The sequence below is a fragment of the Cohnella suwonensis genome, assembly GCF_042655365.1.
GTDB lineage: Bacteria > Bacillota > Bacilli > Paenibacillales > Paenibacillaceae > Cohnella > Cohnella suwonensis.
Genome location: NZ_JBHSMH010000090.1, coordinates 49,537 through 66,662, shown reverse-complemented (window position 1 = coordinate 66,662; position 17,126 = coordinate 49,537). Strand labels below are relative to the sequence as shown.

15 protein-coding genes and 2 pseudogenes are annotated in these 17,126 nt (G+C 55.2%); 3 read left to right on the top strand and 14 right to left on the bottom strand.

What is annotated here, in order from left to right; all coding sequences use genetic code 11:
* Positions 1–110: 110 nt before the first annotated feature.
* The gene (locus ACFPPD_RS20775; RefSeq protein WP_209746115.1) at positions 111–983 is read left to right on the top strand and encodes an AraC family transcriptional regulator; all 873 of its coding nucleotides are present in this window, start codon (positions 111–113) and stop codon (positions 981–983) included.
* A gap of 1 nt (position 984) precedes the next feature.
* Here the strand turns inward: ACFPPD_RS20775 and ACFPPD_RS20770 are convergent, their stop codons facing one another.
* The 11 genes from ACFPPD_RS20770 to ACFPPD_RS20720 form a co-directional block, all read right to left on the bottom strand.
* Positions 985–2,766, bottom strand: coding sequence for a stalk domain-containing protein (locus ACFPPD_RS20770; RefSeq protein WP_209746113.1), 1,782 nt, complete (start codon positions 2,764–2,766; stop codon positions 985–987).
* A gap of 198 nt (positions 2,767–2,964) precedes the next feature.
* Positions 2,965–3,138 carry a hypothetical protein gene (locus tag ACFPPD_RS20765; protein WP_209746111.1) on the bottom strand — a complete coding sequence of 58 codons (174 nt, stop codon included), beginning with the start codon at positions 3,136–3,138 and terminating at the stop codon, positions 2,965–2,967.
* A 112-nt stretch (positions 3,139–3,250) separates the two neighbouring features.
* Positions 3,251–4,234, bottom strand: a complete 984-nt coding sequence (locus tag ACFPPD_RS20760) for an alpha/beta fold hydrolase (RefSeq protein ID WP_209746109.1) — start codon at positions 4,232–4,234, stop codon at positions 3,251–3,253.
* Positions 4,235–4,375: 141 nt separating this feature from the next.
* Positions 4,376–4,645, bottom strand: coding sequence for a hypothetical protein (locus ACFPPD_RS20755; RefSeq protein WP_209746107.1), 270 nt, complete (start codon positions 4,643–4,645; stop codon positions 4,376–4,378).
* A 120-nt stretch (positions 4,646–4,765) separates the two neighbouring features.
* Entirely contained in the window at positions 4,766–5,905 is a 1,140-nt protein-coding gene (locus tag ACFPPD_RS20750) for a toxic anion resistance protein (protein ID WP_209746105.1), read from the bottom strand.
* 40 nt (positions 5,906–5,945) lie between these two features.
* Positions 5,946–7,634 carry a vWA domain-containing protein gene (locus tag ACFPPD_RS20745; RefSeq protein WP_209746103.1) on the bottom strand — a complete coding sequence of 563 codons (1,689 nt, stop codon included), beginning with the start codon at positions 7,632–7,634 and terminating at the stop codon, positions 5,946–5,948.
* 13 nt (positions 7,635–7,647) lie between these two features.
* Positions 7,648–8,373: a hypothetical protein gene (locus ACFPPD_RS20740; RefSeq protein ID WP_209746101.1), complete on the bottom strand. Its 726-nt coding sequence runs from the start codon at positions 8,371–8,373 to the stop codon at positions 7,648–7,650.
* A gap of 150 nt (positions 8,374–8,523) precedes the next feature.
* Entirely contained in the window at positions 8,524–10,629 is a 2,106-nt protein-coding gene (locus ACFPPD_RS20735) for a penicillin-binding transpeptidase domain-containing protein (protein ID WP_209746099.1), read from the bottom strand.
* Between the two features lie 363 nt (positions 10,630–10,992).
* Positions 10,993–11,472: a DUF6530 family protein gene (locus tag ACFPPD_RS20730; protein WP_209746097.1), complete on the bottom strand. Its 480-nt coding sequence runs from the start codon at positions 11,470–11,472 to the stop codon at positions 10,993–10,995.
* Between the two features lie 339 nt (positions 11,473–11,811).
* Entirely contained in the window at positions 11,812–12,528 is a 717-nt protein-coding gene (locus ACFPPD_RS20725) for an MOSC domain-containing protein (RefSeq protein ID WP_209746095.1), read from the bottom strand.
* Between the two features lie 15 nt (positions 12,529–12,543).
* Positions 12,544–13,818 (bottom strand): MFS transporter, encoded by a 1,275-nt coding sequence (locus ACFPPD_RS20720; protein ID WP_378083142.1) that lies wholly within the window; start codon positions 13,816–13,818, stop codon positions 12,544–12,546.
* Between the two features lie 105 nt (positions 13,819–13,923).
* Here ACFPPD_RS20720 and ACFPPD_RS20715 point away from each other — a divergent pair, with 105 nt between their 5' ends.
* The gene (locus ACFPPD_RS20715; protein WP_378083256.1) at positions 13,924–14,127 is read left to right on the top strand and encodes a hypothetical protein; all 204 of its coding nucleotides are present in this window, start codon (positions 13,924–13,926) and stop codon (positions 14,125–14,127) included.
* 109 nt (positions 14,128–14,236) lie between these two features.
* Here the strand turns inward: ACFPPD_RS20715 and ACFPPD_RS20710 are convergent.
* Positions 14,237–14,509 (bottom strand): annotated as a pseudogene (locus ACFPPD_RS20710) (Dabb family protein); the annotation flags it as partial.
* 193 nt (positions 14,510–14,702) lie between these two features.
* Here ACFPPD_RS20710 and ACFPPD_RS20705 point away from each other — a divergent pair.
* The gene (locus ACFPPD_RS20705) at positions 14,703–15,422 is read left to right on the top strand and encodes a copper amine oxidase N-terminal domain-containing protein (protein ID WP_209746089.1); all 720 of its coding nucleotides are present in this window, start codon (positions 14,703–14,705) and stop codon (positions 15,420–15,422) included.
* 182 nt (positions 15,423–15,604) lie between these two features.
* Here ACFPPD_RS20705 and ACFPPD_RS20700 read toward each other — a convergent pair whose 3' ends face one another.
* Positions 15,605–15,940, bottom strand: a complete 336-nt coding sequence (locus ACFPPD_RS20700) for a DUF3817 domain-containing protein (protein WP_209746087.1) — start codon at positions 15,938–15,940, stop codon at positions 15,605–15,607.
* A 47-nt stretch (positions 15,941–15,987) separates the two neighbouring features.
* Positions 15,988–17,111, bottom strand: a pseudogene (locus tag ACFPPD_RS20695) (threonine aldolase family protein).
* Positions 17,112–17,126 lie beyond the last annotated feature (15 nt).

The following is a 17,126-nucleotide window of genomic DNA, read 5'->3' as shown; positions in this document are numbered from 1 at the left end:
ATGATAGGATTCCATCATACAGGCAAATCGGTTGGATTTCTCCGCGGGAATTGCGATAGATTTATCCGATATTGCGAATATAATGAACATCGAATCAAGGAGAACGAAACATGATACGCAATAAATTCATGCAGGAGTCAACCGAACTCGCCCATCGGGCTTTTCCGATTAACGTCTTTCATACCGCATTCCGGGATCGCGACGTTCTCGCGCTTCATTGGCACGAGCATTTCGAGATCATTCGCGTGGAACGGGGGCAAGCCGTCATCCAGATCGGAGGCCAACATTGGCTCGGGAAGCCGGGGGACCTCATCTTCGTCAATAGCGGCGAGCTCCACTCCGTCTACTCGCCCGAGCGGGATTTCCTCATGTACGCGGTCGTGTTCCATCCGTCGATGACCGCTTTGCACGCGTCCGACTCCGACTCGTTCGAACTCGTCTCCCCTTACACGGCCGGCGTGAAGTCCATCGCGGCCAAGCTAACGCCGGGAGACGACCATTACGCGACCTTAAACGGCATGCTCGACTTACTCATCGCCGAATTCCGCGGCGGAGAACCCTACTACGAGCAAAGCGTTCGCGCCCTCTGCCGGGCGATGTTCGCCTGCTTCGCTCGCTGGTTCTCGGAGGATGCCGCGGACGTTCGGCTGCAAGGCTTCCGCCGGAAAGCCGACCGGTTCAAAACGTTGTTGGACGTAATCGGCCGACGTTACATGGAACGAATAACGCTGGAGGAAGCCGCGGGCATCGTTCACTTGAGCCCTTACCACTTCTGCAAGACGTTCAAACAATTAACGGGGTTAACTTTCGTGCAATACGTAAACCTGCATCGTGTTCAAGAAGCGGACCGCATGCTCAGGAATACGTCCTTGTCCGTATCCGAGATCGCGGACAAGGTCGGCTGCGGCAGCTTGCAAAGCTTCAGCAAGCTGTACAAACAGCTTCGCGGAGCCTCTCCGAGCCGGGCGAGACTCCGCGAATGAATTAATCGGCCCGCTCGTCGAGCGGATAGAAGATCAGGTTGATCGGGAAGGCCGAACCGGCGGGAGGCGTGAATTCGATGTCGAGGCTCATCTCGTCGCCGGTCGTTTTCTCGAGGATGACCATGCCATCGAACGCCGTCAGTACCCCCGAGCCGGGCACTTTGCGTATTTCTCCGTCGATCTTGAACGGTCCTTTGAACGAACCGCCTTTCGCCAAGATCAAGACCGCCATTCGCCTCGGATGTTCGGCATGAATCCGGTACACCGTTCCGTAGTTGGCCGGGTCGTCTACCGTGGCGTTGTCGCGAAGCGGATCGACGCCCTTCTGGAAAGGATCCTGCTTGCCGTCTCCGAGCACGAGCACCTTCGGCTTGCTTAAGCCCGATTCGGACAAGTCGATCTTCCAATCGAAGCCGGTGATCGGGAAGGTTCCTCGGATATGCTTGTTGTAAGGTAGCTTCGGCAGATCGAGCATCTCGTTCGAAACGGCGTTCGCTACCGCGAACGTATACTGCACTTCTCCGTCCGTCTCGACGTCGTACAGCAGGTTAACGCCTTGTCCCGGATAGAAATCCGGAAATTGCTTATAGATGTAGGTTTCGCCGGGAGGTATCGTCATCTCCTCGTCGATCGGATCGTCCATCATAAAGTCGACGCTCGCTTCGCTACCCATCTGCATCGCGTACACCGTCGGGTACACTTCGCCTTTTCTCGTCGTCTTCAACGTAACAGGACGTTCCGTCGCGTTCGTCGCCAAGATCGCGAACGACACTTTCGCGTTCGTGCCGTTCTGATGGTTCGCGTACAGCCGCGTCTTCCCTTCGGCCGAGTCTTGGTACAGAATGCCGAGCTCGGCGAACGTCTCCGGACTGTCGCTGACCATGAGCGAACGGGATCTGTCTTCCGTTACTTGCTTCGTTACGTTGTCGAGGTTTAAATAATTGCCGTATAGCGTCGGCCAATCCGTCGTAATATAGGCGCCTTCCGGTTTCGCGTACAGCGGGTATTCCGCCTTGCTTAAGTATGTTTTGTTCTCGATGACGACGTTGCGGGTATACGGAGCGCTCTTGTTGCCGCTCTTGTCCGTCGCCGTTAAAGTGACGGGGTATATCCCCGGCTTGAAGAACGCTTCTTCCTTGCCTTCCCACGATAACGCTAGAGCCTCCGCATCGGGATCGTAGCTTAAGTTCACGTATTTAATCGGTTCCCCGAGCTTATAGCTGCTCTTGCCGAACGCGAACTTGGCGACCGGCTTCGAGCTGTTGGAAGCCGGATCGTACACGCCGTCCGGACGATTGAGATGAAGCACGTCGATTCTTCGCAGTTCTTTGTTATACGAGTAGGTGGCGCCCATATAGGAAGACAGCCAAGTCAGCTTGACGAGCAGCTTGCCGCCTGCGACCGTCGCCACCTGATCGAGCTTGAACCAATAGTCGTTGACGTAAGCGGATTTGTTCTTCAAGTCGAACTTCATGCGCGTCTTGGACGTCTCCAACGTGATCACTTTCGTTGCCGCGTCCGAAGCGTACTTCAAGCCGAACGCGCCGGCGACGAATTGCGCGGGAACGAACGTATTGCCTTGAACGACGACCGGCGCGGCTTCCAACGTCACTTGTTTGCCGTCGAGGAACGCTTCTTTCTTATCCAAATAAAAAACGACCGCGGTCGTCCCGGACGTGATTCCCCCTTGCGACGTTGCGGCATCGACCGCCGCGATGCCCGGAATCAGCAGGAGAACCGATAATAGCGCGATCCCCGCTCTCTTCCACCCTCTAATCTTCATCCGTTCTCTCTCCTCTCCCCACCGTTTCCTGAATATGGAACTTAACTATAGACGCATGTTTGCGGCGGTTGGTTGCTATTTTTCTCGGAATATAGGTGTGAAAAAGAAAAATCCCCGCTGATCGCGAGGCTTTTCCGATCGTTTCGTTGACGTATTTCAGCAGCGTCGTCCGGTTCGGGCGAACGAGATGGGCTTCCTTCATGCCGCGGCCGAGAAGAGCATCACGCGGTTAAAAAGTGAAAACGTAAAAATCGCGATGTCTAAATAAATCGCCGATAGAACGATGGAAGCTACAATCATTCCAATCGTGAAATGATCGACGAGGAATGCGCCGACCCTTTTGATAAAAACTTGATCGCGGGATTGTTCCATGTCGTTCCGCCTTTTGTCCGTTGATGGACGATTTGTACGCAATGCCGTACGCGAACATCGAACGAAACGACTTGCCGCCGCATGGGAACCGATAAGTACGATACTCTGTTGCTCATGGATTATTCGTCGGCTCCAACGATAAGATGGCCTCGGCGACCAAATCAGGCCGGTATAGATGAATGTAATGATTGGCGTCGTCTACGAGGATCTGCTTCCCCTCCTTCGACCACAACGGTAATTCCTTCTGGCTGTTCAGCCAATCGGTCGTCGCCTTGCCGAAGCTTCCGGCTGTCATGGCGATAAGGGGGACGGCAAGCGGTTTCGTTCCTTCGATCACCTTTTTCGCGTTATTCCGGCTTTGGCGCATTTCGTCGGTGATGTTCTTGTTATTCGCGATCAATAAGGACGATACCCGGTCCATTTCCTTCAGCTTTTCGGGGAGAAGCTTTAAGCCGTTGCGATCGCTTGCTAGCGATTCCTCGAATCCGTCGAAATGATAGAGCGCTCTCGCGATGCCGAATCGAACCAGAAACCTTTGCGCATGGGAGATGAACGTTAATGGACGGTGCGCTGCGTAATACTCGGGACTGCCGCCGTCGATGAGCACGATTCCTTTGACCTCGTCCGGATATTTCTGAGCGAACCGGATGCTTTCGAGCGAAGCGAGAGAATGTCCGACCATGATATAAGGAGGTTTCTGTCCGGCTTGATTCAGCCCTTCGCGCATTTCCTCGACGATCAGATCGATATCCCGCTTGCGGTCCGTCACGTCGCTGTAGCCGTAACCGAAGTTGTCGACGACCGCATACCGCGTTCGACCGGCGAGCTTCTCGATCAGCGGGTAGAAATCGACGTAGGGATTGACGGTACCCCATCCCGCGCTCAGGACGACGGTCGCGTCGCCTTCCCCCCCGCTATAGACATGCATCTTGCCGCCGAACACGTCCACCAGCTTGCCGACCGGCTTGAAGACCGAACGGTCGTTCCGATTGCCCGCCGACTGATAGAAGTAACCGACGGCCAGCAGAACGATCGCGAGCGCTAATCCGTAAAGCATCGCGATGCGGACGATCCTCCAAATCTTTTTTCTTTTCATGGATCGGATTTCCTTTCGCTTGAATTTCAACTAGACAATACCAATGTATTCCCCTCTAATCAATACGTAAAAAACGAAAAGAAGAGCACCTGCCCGATGGGCGGCGTGCTCTTCGTCAGTGCGGAACGACAATATCGTCGATCAAGCTTTCGCTTCGGCATCGCTTTTGAGTTTCGCGTATTTCTTCTCCATGCCTTCCCAGCGCATGCCGACGATGATGGCGCCGATCATCGGCAATACCAAGATCCGGCTGCACAGATAGACGACGGATACCGATCCGTTAGAAATCCAATCCAAGACGGATAGCAGTATCGTCGCGGTCATTCCGATGTACAGCACGCCGTATTTCATCGTATATTTTTGCTTTCCTTGATTGCGGGTCGCTTCCCATTTGCTTGCGAAATCGTTCACTGTCCGTTCCCCCTTACTGCCATTATAGAGACGAATTGTCCGCTCGGCAACGAAGGAACGCTATCTGACAGGCTTCCTATGTCTGGGATGTAGGACCTTGGCTTTTATCCGCATCGAGCGTTACAAGCCCAGCTTCTGTCCTTTCTCCAGCCGCTGGATTTGCTTCTCGCCGGTATCCGCCAGCTCTCGGAACTGATTGATCGTCTCCCGCATTTTCGGCAACGCTTCCTGCTTATACGCGCTGATCGAATCGAGCGCGGCCAGCACGTCGGTGAACGCTTGCTTTAACGTCTCTACGGAAACGCTCGTCTCGAGCGATTGCTTGTGGATCTCCGCCCCTTGCTCCTTGAGCATTCTGGACGTGCCGGCGATCAGCTCGTTCGTCGTCTGGTTCAGCAACTCGATCTTCTTCAGGACGATTCTCTGATTATATAGGGCGCTCGCCACGGTTACGGAAATCTTGAGCGCGGAGATCGTGACGTTCTTCGCGCGGTCGACGCCGCGAATAAGCTCCTTGTTGTTCCGGATGACAACCTCGATCGCCATGATGCCCTGCTGGTTCACGACGAGCATCTGCTGCAGGTCCATCGCGCGTTGACGTAACGGGAACAGCACTTCCTCCGTGATAAACTTGATTTTGTCGGCATCCTCGCCGCGTTGCTTCGCCGCTTCGATCTGCGATTCGATCGATTCGTCCATCAACCCGCCGAGCTGGATTTCCTTTTGAAGTTTTTTCGTCAGCTCCCGAAGGCTTTGCTGTTCGATCTCCAGCGTCGTATTGTCGTTCTTCAGCGTCGTCTTTCCTTTGTCGAGCGACACGACGATGTCCGCGATGACCGCGTCGGCTTTCTGGTACTTCTGGAAATACGACCGAAGCGGATTGAAGAGCTTGCCGAGAAAACCTCTCTTCGCGAAATCGACGAGACTCGGGTCCAAATCCTTCAGCTGCGTCTGGAGCGCCGTCAGCCCTTTGGCGACTTGGCCGCCTTCGTCTCCCGTCTTGGACAGATTGCCGACGGATACTTGGAGCAACGCGTTTTTGTCCGAGGACGATTTCATCGTCTGCAAGCCGAACGCGTCGATCGATTGCAGAATTTCCTTCCTCTTCTCGAGCGACTCGATATCGAGCGCCAAGATCGTGGCGACGTTGGCGTCGGCGAGTTCCTTCAGCTTGGCGACTTCTTCGGGAACCGGCTTGACCTCCCGCTCGATCGCCTCCTTGATCCGCTCCGAGCTTGCGACTTCCATCGAAAATGACATGGGCGTCCTCCTCTGAATGGGATGATCCTTCCGGTTGCCGTTACAGCTGCACGTTAAACAAATTACCGATCTTGTACACGACGTCGTCCGTATCCGCGTTGATGCTGGCCGCTTCGTTAATGCTCGATATGCTTTGCAGCGCTTTGATGTTGGCGTTGTAGCCGATCGTATAGATCGGAACTTTGTACGTCTCGATCAGTCCTTTAATATCGGATAGCGAATAGCCCTCGTTCGTCTCCCCGTCGCTCAGGACGAAAATGAGCGGCTTCGCGTTCGGATGGATCGCCAGTTCGTCCTGAAGGAGCTTCAGCGCGACGACGATGCCGTCGAACGTCGCCGTTCCGCCTCCCGCTTCCAGCGCGCCCACCGTACCGACGAACATCGATTGCTGGATCGTATCGAACTTGGCGATCGGCAGGCTGATCGTGACGTCGCTCGAGTAAGACACGAGGCCGATGCTGTTGTCCTTGCCCAAATACTTCTGCCCCTTGAGCAGCGATTCTTTCAAGCCGTTCAGCGGTTCCCCGTCCATGCTGCCGGAGACGTCCGCGACGAAGACGGCGGCGATCGGCTTGCTTCCGTTTTTCTTTTCCTTCCACAGCTTCTGGGCGGACGACAGCAAGTTGCCGTCGACGACGGCCAGCTCGGACTTGTAATCTTCGAGCTGGTTGAAGCCGCTCATCTCCGCCAGTTGCTGGTACTTGGCTTGCGTTACGAATTCCGCGAATTTATTAATGACATTAAGCTTCTCTTGTGTCACATCGCCGAGCGCGTACAACGGACTGTCGTGCCGTACGCCGAACGGCGTGAATACATATCCGCTCTTCAAGTCCGCCGCGTTCGCGAACGTCTGGTACTCCAGTACGAAGCCGTCCAGCATGCCCGACTTCGCGGCGTCGCGCATCTGAATCGTCGTGGACGCAAGGAACGGCACGTTTGCCTGGAATTTCTCGAAGCCGGCCACCGCTTTCGCACCGAGAATGTCGGAGCCGTCGAACGTATTGAGCGCCGTAACGAGGAAATTCAATCCCGTCGAACTCGCGAACGGGTCGGTATACCCCATCGAGAACTCGTTGTTCGCGATCGCATCCGTGACTGTCTTGACGTTCACCGAGCCATACTTGTCGACGAGCGCGTCGTACTTCGCCTTGGCGATGACGATGCCGGGCACGTTGCCGACTAGCCGCTTCGCCACGAGCTGCGTCTTCACGCCGCTCACTTTGACCATTTCTCCCCATAGCTCGTTGGAGGGCGTATACGCGTCCGGTACGTACTTGCCCGTGCGGATGTAATCGGCTGCCGTGCCGGAAGCGATATTGCGGATTTTCACCGATGCCGGTTTCCCGTCGACTTCGATGTTCGCCTTATTGAACGCGGTCGCGACCTCCGTCAGCCATCCATCGACGCCGGTCCCGGATTTCTCCGTGGACGAGAAGATCTCCGCGTAGTTGTCCGTCGTATTGTCTACGGCGATCGGGAACTTCGAAATATCCGGTAGCGCGGCGGCGACGTCGACGGGGTCCAGATCGATCTGACCCTTCGTCGGCTCGACGGTTTTGACTTCGATATCGCCGTAGAGCTTGCTTAAACTCTTGCCCGCGTTCTCCGACGTGACCTGGCTTTTGGACTTGCCCAAATTCGATGTCAGCGTAATGCCGTAGTAGACGAGGCCGAAGACGACGATCAAGAGTAGACCCGACAGCAGGAAAAACTTGCCCTTGTTGGCCATGCCCCATCACCTCTCAAGATTTGTAATACTTCGTTTGCTTGATCAGGGAATCGATCTCGAGCATGCCAGGCATGTTCTCGATATCCCCCGGCTCGAAGCTGTCCAGACGCGAGATTTCGAGCAGCAGCCGATCCAGCTTCAGCAAGATCTCCTCGTTCGCGGCGACGGAATGCCGCACGAACTCGACGTTCTCGTTGTGCAGATTCGTTTTCTCCTGCAGCAGCTCCTTCGAGAATCGCGCGGGGTCGGCGGGGTCGAGCTCGGATTCGTCGAAGACGCGCAGCCTGTTCAGCATGCTCCTTGCGTTGGCGTAGAACAGCTTCTCCACCTCGCGGGCGACGGATGCGAACTTCCCGTAGCTCAGCTCTGCCGGGTCGAAGCGCTGATCGAGCACGTCGCTCAACGTCAGCTGCTTCTTCCTCATACGCTCCAATTGCCCCAAGGCGACGGCCATTTCCTTCTCGAGCGACTTCGCGCGCTTATAGCGGGACAACGCTTCGACGTAATCTTCATGGGATCGGATTTGCTTGACCGGAATCGCCGTCTCCGGCTTCAGACCGATCGAGTAACCCCCGTATAGGAGCACGATCGCGCTCGCGAGCAACCCGGTGACGCCGACCGCCGTCTCGAACGCCCCGCCGCCGATTCGCATGCCGAGCAAGCCGGGCGAGAGCAAGGCGACGTTCGCCGCCGCGACGCCGGCGATCAGGCCGAGAAGCTTGATGAATTTCGTCCCCATCGAGACTTACCCCTCTAACGTCATTTATTCAAATGTACGCGCAGGGGGCTTGTTTCATATGTACATTCCTCGAAAAAAAGGACGCGACCTCATTCGGTCGCGCCCTCCTGCAAAGCCTATTCATGTTCCTGTCCTCTTTGAACTAGGAAGCTAACGTTGCTTCATCGCCTGCTCGAATATCCGTTTCGCCTTCGGGGTGACGTATTTGCTGCCTCCCCGATCTTGCACGTTCTCGATCATGATGGCGAGGACGAACTTCGGGGCGTTCGCGTCGAAACCGACGAACCAGCCGTTTTCCTGGCCTTCGGCGCCTTTGCTCGCTTTCAGCTCCGCGGTCCCCGTCTTGCCGGCGATGGATGCGCCCGGTACGGAAGCGCCGTGTCCGACTCCGGCGGGACTGGCGACCGCTTGGACGAGGTCTTCCTTCAAGAGCGCGGCCGTGTCCGCCGACATCGCGCGTTCCTTCCACGTTCGCGGAACGGTCGCTTCGTCATACAAGATCAGCTTCGGATAAGCGATGTTGCCATCGTTCGCGATCGAGGAGTAGACGAGAGCGACGTGAAGCGACGACATCGTCACTTGTCCTTGGCCGTAACCGGAATCCGCAAGCAGAATATCGCTTTCGATGTTCCCTTTGGCCAGCTGCGACTTGGCGATCGGATAGACGATCGGGATCTCCTCGCCGATGCCGAACTTGGCCGCTCCCTCCGCGAACTTTTTCGTTCCGATGCCGACGGCCGCTTGCGCGAAATAGATATTATCCGAATAGGTAAGCGCCTTGGACAAGTCGACCGGGTTTACTGCGTGTATTCTCTTGACGTAATAGCTGCCCCAAGAGCCGTCTTTCGTCCACTTCAAACCGGCAATCGGCTTCTTCTCGGCCGGATCCAGCGATTTCGTATCGAGCCCGATCGCGGCCGTGATCGGCTTGAACGACGAACCGGGCGCGTATCCTCTGGCGAAACGGTTCAAGAAAGGCTTGCGCGCGTCTTGATTCCAAGCGTCGAATTGCTCGGAAGAGAGTCCTCGCGAGAAAGCGTTCGGATCGTAAGCGGGACTGCTGAGCAGCGCCAGGATTTCGCCGGTCGCGGGCTCCACCGCGGCGACGGACGCAGCGTCCTCTTTCACTTCGTTGTAGATCGACGTCTGCAGCTCGGAATCGATCGTAAGTTGGAAAGACATGCCTTGTACGGCGGCTTTCTCCGCGAGAACGGACTTCCTCTCGCCACTCTCGTCCGCGATCGCGACGACGACGCCGTCCGTTCCCCGCAGCTTGTCTTCGAGCACTTGCTCTAAGCCGGTCTTGCCGATCAGGTCGCCGCTCTTGTAGCCTTTATCCTTCGTCCGTTCCAACTCCTCGGCGTTGATCTCCCCGACGTAACCTGTCAAGTGCGCCGTTACCTTGCCGAAAGGATACGAGCGAAGAGATTTCTGTTGGAAGGAGACAGCGGGTATGCCCTCGAAGTCCGCGACTTCGGATTCCGGAACGAGACCGATCGGCACGAACAGATCGGGCTTTACCCATGAGGCGCCGAGCTTGCGGTCGATTTCTTTCGCGGATATTCCGAGCTTCTTCGCGATCAGTGCCTTCAGGTTATCCGCGTCGTCTCCGAGCCTCCCCGGAATGATGCCGAGCTGGGGAGAGCTTCCGTTCACGGCTAACCCGACGCCGTTTCTGTCGACGATCTCCCCCCGTTCGGAGGCGACGGTTTGCACCCGGACTTTGTCCCCTTCTTCCATGCCGGGGAATATCGAGGACGGCATCCATTCGACGAACCACATCATCTTTTCTCCTTCAAGCATCTTGCGCAGCACGCCCTTGTTCGAGAATTCGATCGCCCCCGCGACCGTATCCATCCTCACGCGGTATTCGAACGCACGGACGACGTTCTCGACAACGCTTTTCCCTTGCAAGTCTTCGTCGCCGCCCGGCGCTTCCGTTGACGGCGCTACGGGGGGAACCTCGGTCACGACCAAATTGGTCGCCTCGATGCCTTCGTATATTTTCTCGTAGCGTTCGGCGAATTGCGGCTCGGTCATCGCTTCTCTCGCTTGCGGCGTAAGCAACGCGTACATGCCGGCATAATCGCGATTCTGCCATAAAGCCAAATAAGCTTTGGCGATATCTTCGGCGACCGGAGCCGGAACGGGGGAAGGTATCGGCTCGGACGAAGGCGCGGGTTCGTCGTTCCATAGACTGCACCCGGTTAAGGCAACGGCGAATATGCAGAGCAAAGCAATAGGTCGAAATATCATCGTTTCCACCCCTATTGGACAGGAAGTATATTCCATATCAATTCGCCGCGGAATGCCGATCGCCTGCCTGGACGCTTCAAGTTCCTATTTTCGGTCACTGGAAAGCCCCGTTTTAACTGCCCACCCTCATCTTCCACGACAACCTGCAAATGTGCAGGTTGATCGGTGCGAAATCGACAAAACGGCTCAACAACAAGCAAATATGCATTTTGTTAAGCCGATTTAGATCATTTCTCTCGTAAAGCAGAAAACAACCTGCATTATCGCAGGTTGTCCTCGAAAGTTTGAATATACGAGTCGAACAAAATGCATATTTGCAGGTTGTTCGCGCATCGGAACGGAATCGGACAAGCGTCTTAATGATCAATACCCCATATCCTTCAGTATGCGCGAAAGCGTCCGAAGGCGTTCTCCGATCAATTCGTCGTCGTCGCTCAGCGCTTGGCTGAACAGCTTGATGTCGTCGTTAATCTTCTCGTTGTCCGTGCAGACGGAGACGGTCATCGCGTCCCCCTGCAAGCCTACCCGGTCGATGACCGGCTTCTCCTGATCGTACAAGTTCTCGTACCGGTATGCTTCGCGAAAATGCGCCATGGAACGGGTAATCAGGATGGACAAGTCCAACACGCGATGCAGCGGAAGCTCCTCCGATTGGCGGGACCACTTCTCTCCCGTATATCGCCATACTTTCGCGGAAATGTCGACCTTGCCTCTGTCGTTCCACTGGGCCAATCCGAGCGATATACCCTTAGCGTCCGTGTTCCCTGCATAGCGACCGTCCACTCGCTCGTAATTTTCCGAGACGATGACGGGTTTATGTTTGAGTGTTGTCGGTATTTTCATGCGATGCCCTCACTTTAAAGTTTACTAATTTACTAAATAACTAAATTCCGCTTGTTGAAGGTTAGTATACTCCCGAACGGCGCCGAGCGTCAACCGGAGCGGTTGTAATGACTGAAGTCCCCCCCAATACTTCAATTGAAAAAACAAGCCCCTGCCGTCATCGAGCGGAAAGGAAGTTAACCGTGCTGAGCAGAAACCGTTATTCTCAACGCGGCGTTCGAACGGATCACCGAAGCTTATTTCGCCGAAATCGAGAAGAAATATCCCGAAGCGTAACGCTTGATTGAAAACGCCGATCCCATAGTCGAATGGGATCGGCGTTTTAATTAGTGGCGGTAACTAACCGATCACTTTGACCGTATCGCCCACCTGTACGCGACCCGGCCGGACGACGGAAGCATACACGCCGAAGCGAAGGTTAAACTCTTTGTTTACGATCTTCAGCAGCGACGGATCTTTCTCGGTCGTGTCGGGATCCATCGCGATCATGACGCATCTTTCGCAGAAGTCGTCCGCCTTCAGTCTTGCGCCGCCGATCTCGATTTCTTTGCCGATCCAATCTCCCTCAAACATAACCTGATCGTTGACGTTCACGACGAAGTTGCCGCGGAACCGCCGCTGGTCTAGCTCCTTGCCCCACATGTTCTCCAGCTTGCGCATCGTCGCGTCGGTTACGATCAGAATGCCGGCTTCATCGACGGACAACAAGTGCGGATTCTCCGGATTCGGATCCATCATTCTGGACATCGCGATCGGCGTCTTCGTCTGGCCTTGGATTTCTACGAGCAACGATTCTTCCCAGCCGAACTCGCGCCCGTCGGATGCCGTCACCCGGATATCGCCGTCGACGTATCTCGCTTGATAAGTCATCATGTTCGGAATATTCCGCGCCGTGATGTACTTCTGCCAGCCCTCTTGGGACTCGTCGTAGAAGGTGGCAAACCGGTCGCCGAGCATGCCGTACGCTGCGAGCTCGCACGATTCGAGTTTTTCCCCTCCGAACGACTTGATTGGATAACGGTTGATTTCGCCGACTTCCCCAACGGATTGTTGCATGCCCCTAAGCCTCCATCATGCTTCGCTCGATTGCTTATTGTTATTGTCGCGCGCCCATACGATGATCGGAATGAGCAGCAGGGACAACACCCCGCCGATCCATGACAACGTAGAGAAACTGGACGCGGCGACGACCATGCCGGATAAAGCGCCGCCCGTCGCGCCGGCGAGCGCGATCGTGACGTCGAGCGAGCCTTGCATTCTCGCCCGGTTCTCGAGCGAAGTCGCGTCGACGATGATCGCGGTGCCGCTGATGAAACCGAGATTCCAGCCGAGGCCAAGCAGGGCCAACGCGACGACGAGCAGCGGCATCGAATCCGCGGGCGCCCAAGCGGCTAACATACCCGCCGACAGAAGGATGAATCCGGACGAGCAGGCCGTTACGGTGCGCCCGAACTTGTCGGCGAACATCCCGGTCGCGAGGGAAGGCAAATACATTGCCCCGATATGGATGCCGATGACGAGTCCGACGTCTCCCAAGCCGTGCCCGTGATGTTTCATGTGTACGGGCGTCATCGTCATGATCGCGGCCATGACCAATTGCGTAAGCACCATGACCGAGGCGCCGACGAACAAGCCGCGGCCGTTCGCCGCGCGTTCCCGTTCGAAGGGTCCGGGCGCCTTCACGGCATTGCCGGCTTGCTCGGAGGCGATCGATCGGGCGACCAGCAGCGGGTCCGGTCTCAGGAAGACGAATAACGTCGCGCCCGCAAGCAAGTAAGCGGCAGCGGCCAGAATAAACGGTCCCGCCAGCGCGGGAACGTCCATCGACTCCGCGATTCTCCCCATCGGATCGACGAGATTCGGTCCCGCCACCGCTCCGAGCGTCGTCGACACCATCGCGGTACTAATCGCGCGCGCCCGCTGCGTCGGCTTGGCCAAGTCGGTTCCGGCGTAGCGCGCCTGCAGGTTCGTCGCCATGCCGGCTCCGTAGATAAGAAGCGATAAGAACAACAGGAACAACTGATCGGTTACCGCGGCGGCGATGACGCCGAGCGCGCCGGCGCCTCCCGCCATGAATCCCGCCGAGAGGCCGATTCTTCGTCCGTAACGCTGGGACAGCCGCCCGACGAGGAATGCCGATGCCGCCGACCCGAGCGTGAATAACGCGGAAGGCGCTCCCGCGTAGCCTTCCGAACCGATCATTTCCTGCGCCAGCAGCCCGCCGACGGTAATGCCGGCCGCAAGCCCGGCGCCTCCGAATATTTGCGAGAGTACGACGATCGTTAACGATCGCTTATAAATGCGACTTCCATCTTCGGATGGAACTATCGGATTAACGGATTTCATCCGCGACGCTCCTCCCTTGAGGTCGTATCGACGACACATTCGATTCTATCGGTTATACTGGATGTACCATTAACCACTTTATTCGTAGGCGAGGAGCTTGATCCCATGAAATCCAAACCCACCAATCCGCTCGTCATCGCGGTATTCGGACTGATGCTGTTCGTCTTCGGCATCGTCGACATGATTTACGTCAACGAAGCGATCGGAATCGCGTTGATCGCCGTCGGCCTCTTATTGATCGCGGTCGGCTTAAACAAATACAAAGCGTTGCGGGCATCGATCCAGCAACAAAAGAAGAAAGATTCATGATCGCATTTGCTAGAGCGATCGCGAAAGGAACCGTTTCCTCGGAGACGGTTCCTTTCGTTTTATTCGCGCGATAGAGACGGTCGATCACTTCATATTCGTTGTAATCGATTTCGAGGAAGTCGGACACTTCCGTCTTCCAACGGTTTTCCACGAAGTCGACATGCATCGGATGCTCGTTGTACGCCTCATAGCCGGCTTGGTCGTCGAACGCCATCGAGAATCCGAAGTCGTATGTATTTTTCGGACTGACTTGCCGAAGAACCCGAAAGTCGTTTACCGTAGGGATCGCGCTCAGAGTCGCGCGGCCGTCTTCGAGGAAACGTTGTTCCTCCGCCGAGCCTTTCTCGTGCTTCAGCGAAAAAATAACGGAATGAATGATCATCTATGCCTGCTCCTTCTTCGTTCGGGGATAGTAAGCTTTCTCCATTATATCAGCAGGCCTCAAGGTGTCCATTCGAATGAACCCCTCCAACCTTGCAATTTAGTTCCGTTTATTACCATTCGTCTTCTTTGCAACCTTCCGTGGTGAAACTCGTCTTAATGCTATAGCTATACGATGAATAGGAGACAAGATCATGAGGATGAAAATTTTAGCTGGACTGATAGGAGCCGCTTTGATGTTAAGCCCGACCATCAGTGCATACGCTGCTGAAGTGCAAGGTAAAATGGTTGATGATCGTATCTATGTTCCTTTGAGATATGCCGCTGATCAAATCAAAGCTCAAGTGTCTTGGGATAACAAAACGAAAACCGCAACAATGACGAAGGACGATAAACAACTAATAGCCAAGGTCGGCGGACCATTCGTCAAAGTATTCCATGGACGGGTTTATGTTCAATTCCGAGAGGTTAATGATACGTTTTTCGGAGTTGAGCAAGTTTATTGGTATCCCGACAGTCTTTCTGCTGGCTCAGATCACATGCGCGTTTCACTTGCTCCCCTAACGAAAGATGAAGCCATGCACATTCTTTATACTGCAATCGCCAAAGCGAACAGTATAACCAACGTCAAACAAAAGCGAGAATACCTACAGCCGCATTTTACAGACAAGGCAATTAATACCATTATCGAGAAGAAAGGATTTAATCAGTCTCCACGTCCACTTACTAAGGAAGATGTGAGTTGGATGAAGTACACGAACTTCACAAGTCTACAGATATCTTGGTCTGTTGAATACGGCGATCTGGCTGAATACTTTCTTGCAAGAGTCCATGCTTCCCTTATAAAGAAAGGGGATCGGTGGATTGTTGATGATCTCAAATATGAGCATGGGGAAATAATGCCGCCTCACTAAACAGGCTGCCGCGGCAACTCTCTGATCTTCAAACAAAAAAGAGCCTGCTCCCGAACGTGCCGTATGAAGCCGTCAAGGGCGCGTTAGCGGCGTAGCGAACCCTTGAAAAAGCGTACCGGCAACGAATAAGAGCCACCGGGATCGAATGACAACTCCGATGGCTCTTCATCTTCCGGCTTTCCTTATCGAGATGCGGCGTTACCGCCCTCCGCGAGCATCGCTTTGCGAATCCGGCGATCCATCACGAAAGGACCGAACGGCAGCAACGAGGCGACGAACGCGGCAAGCATGCGCAGCACGCTCCAGCGATGGACGATCGTCGCGAGAACGACGGTCGACAAATACAAGGCGAAGAAAAAGCCGTGGGCGATCCCGACGATCGTGACCGCTTCGGGCACGTCCATCCCGTATTTAAGCGGCATGGCGATGCCAAGCAGAATCAAAAAAGACCAAGCTTCGATTTGTCCGACGACGCTAAACCAATTTAAAGAACGTTGTTTCCATACGGTATTTGACACGCTTCCACCTCGTAACTCGAAAGAATCTGCAAACTACGATTATTTTATCATAGTTTACGAGAGGCAAATTCGTCGAAATCCGCAACTTCCTTCAGGTTCGCTCTTAACGCTTCGAAGAAGCTCGCTAGTGCGTCCTTCGCCACGCCCTCGTAGCGATCGCCCAGGCTAATCTCGAAATAACACGAGTCGTCCCCCGTACCCCGTATGAACGGGGTCATGCCGATGCCCGTCTCTCGGTATGAAGCGATGAGCGCGGCTCCGAACTTCTGCCAAGACATCGAAGCGTGAACGTGGAACATGTTCGATACGGGCACCGCCGGCTTCGTCTCCACGCCATCGCATTCGTTGAACATCGCGGCGAGCTCGACCGCATCTTCGTAGTACCGCGCCATTTGACCGACCCGATCGTCGAAATTCTTGTCCGCGCTAATAATGTACGGATACAGACTGATCAGATCGCCCCCGTGACGTCTCTTCCATATTTTCGATTCGTCCGCGAAATCCGGTTCGCCCGCGAGAATCGCGCCGCGACCCCTCCGATGCCCTTGTAGAACGAGACGTAGACGCTATCGAACAGCGAGCAGATTTCCGCGGCCGTCTTGCCGTAGTAGGGCAAAATCTCGAATAGCCTCGCCCCGTCCAAGTGAAGCCGAATGCCCCGTTCGCGGCAATGAGCCGCGATCGCCTCCAGATCGGAGTAGGACGGCAATTGACCGCCGATCTCGCGTTGCGGCAATTCGAGCAATAAGCACGAAACGTCCTCTTTCATGCGGAGCACGTCTTCGTGTTCGATCGTCCGCTCCTTGTCCGCAAGCAGCACGGTCTCGATATGATGCAGCTCTTTCAGGCCGTCTTTCTCGTGGATTTCCAGATGGCTGAGCGGATGATACGCCACCTTCTTCAGACCGTTACGATCGCACCAGATCCGTAAGGCGATCTGCTGGGCCATCGTGCCGCTAGGGAAGAAGACGGCCGCCGGCTTTCCTAAGACGTTCGCGATTTTCCGTTCGAAATCCGCGATGATCTTGCCGTTCCCGTACATATCGCTCATCGCGGTGCCGTCGAAAGCCATGATTGCGTCCTTCAGCACTTGAACGTTTCTTTTGCCGTGGCCCCCGACCGGATAAGCGGCTTCGTTATAGGTCTCCAACAGTAATTCGTCGATGTTCAAAGTACTAGTTGCCTC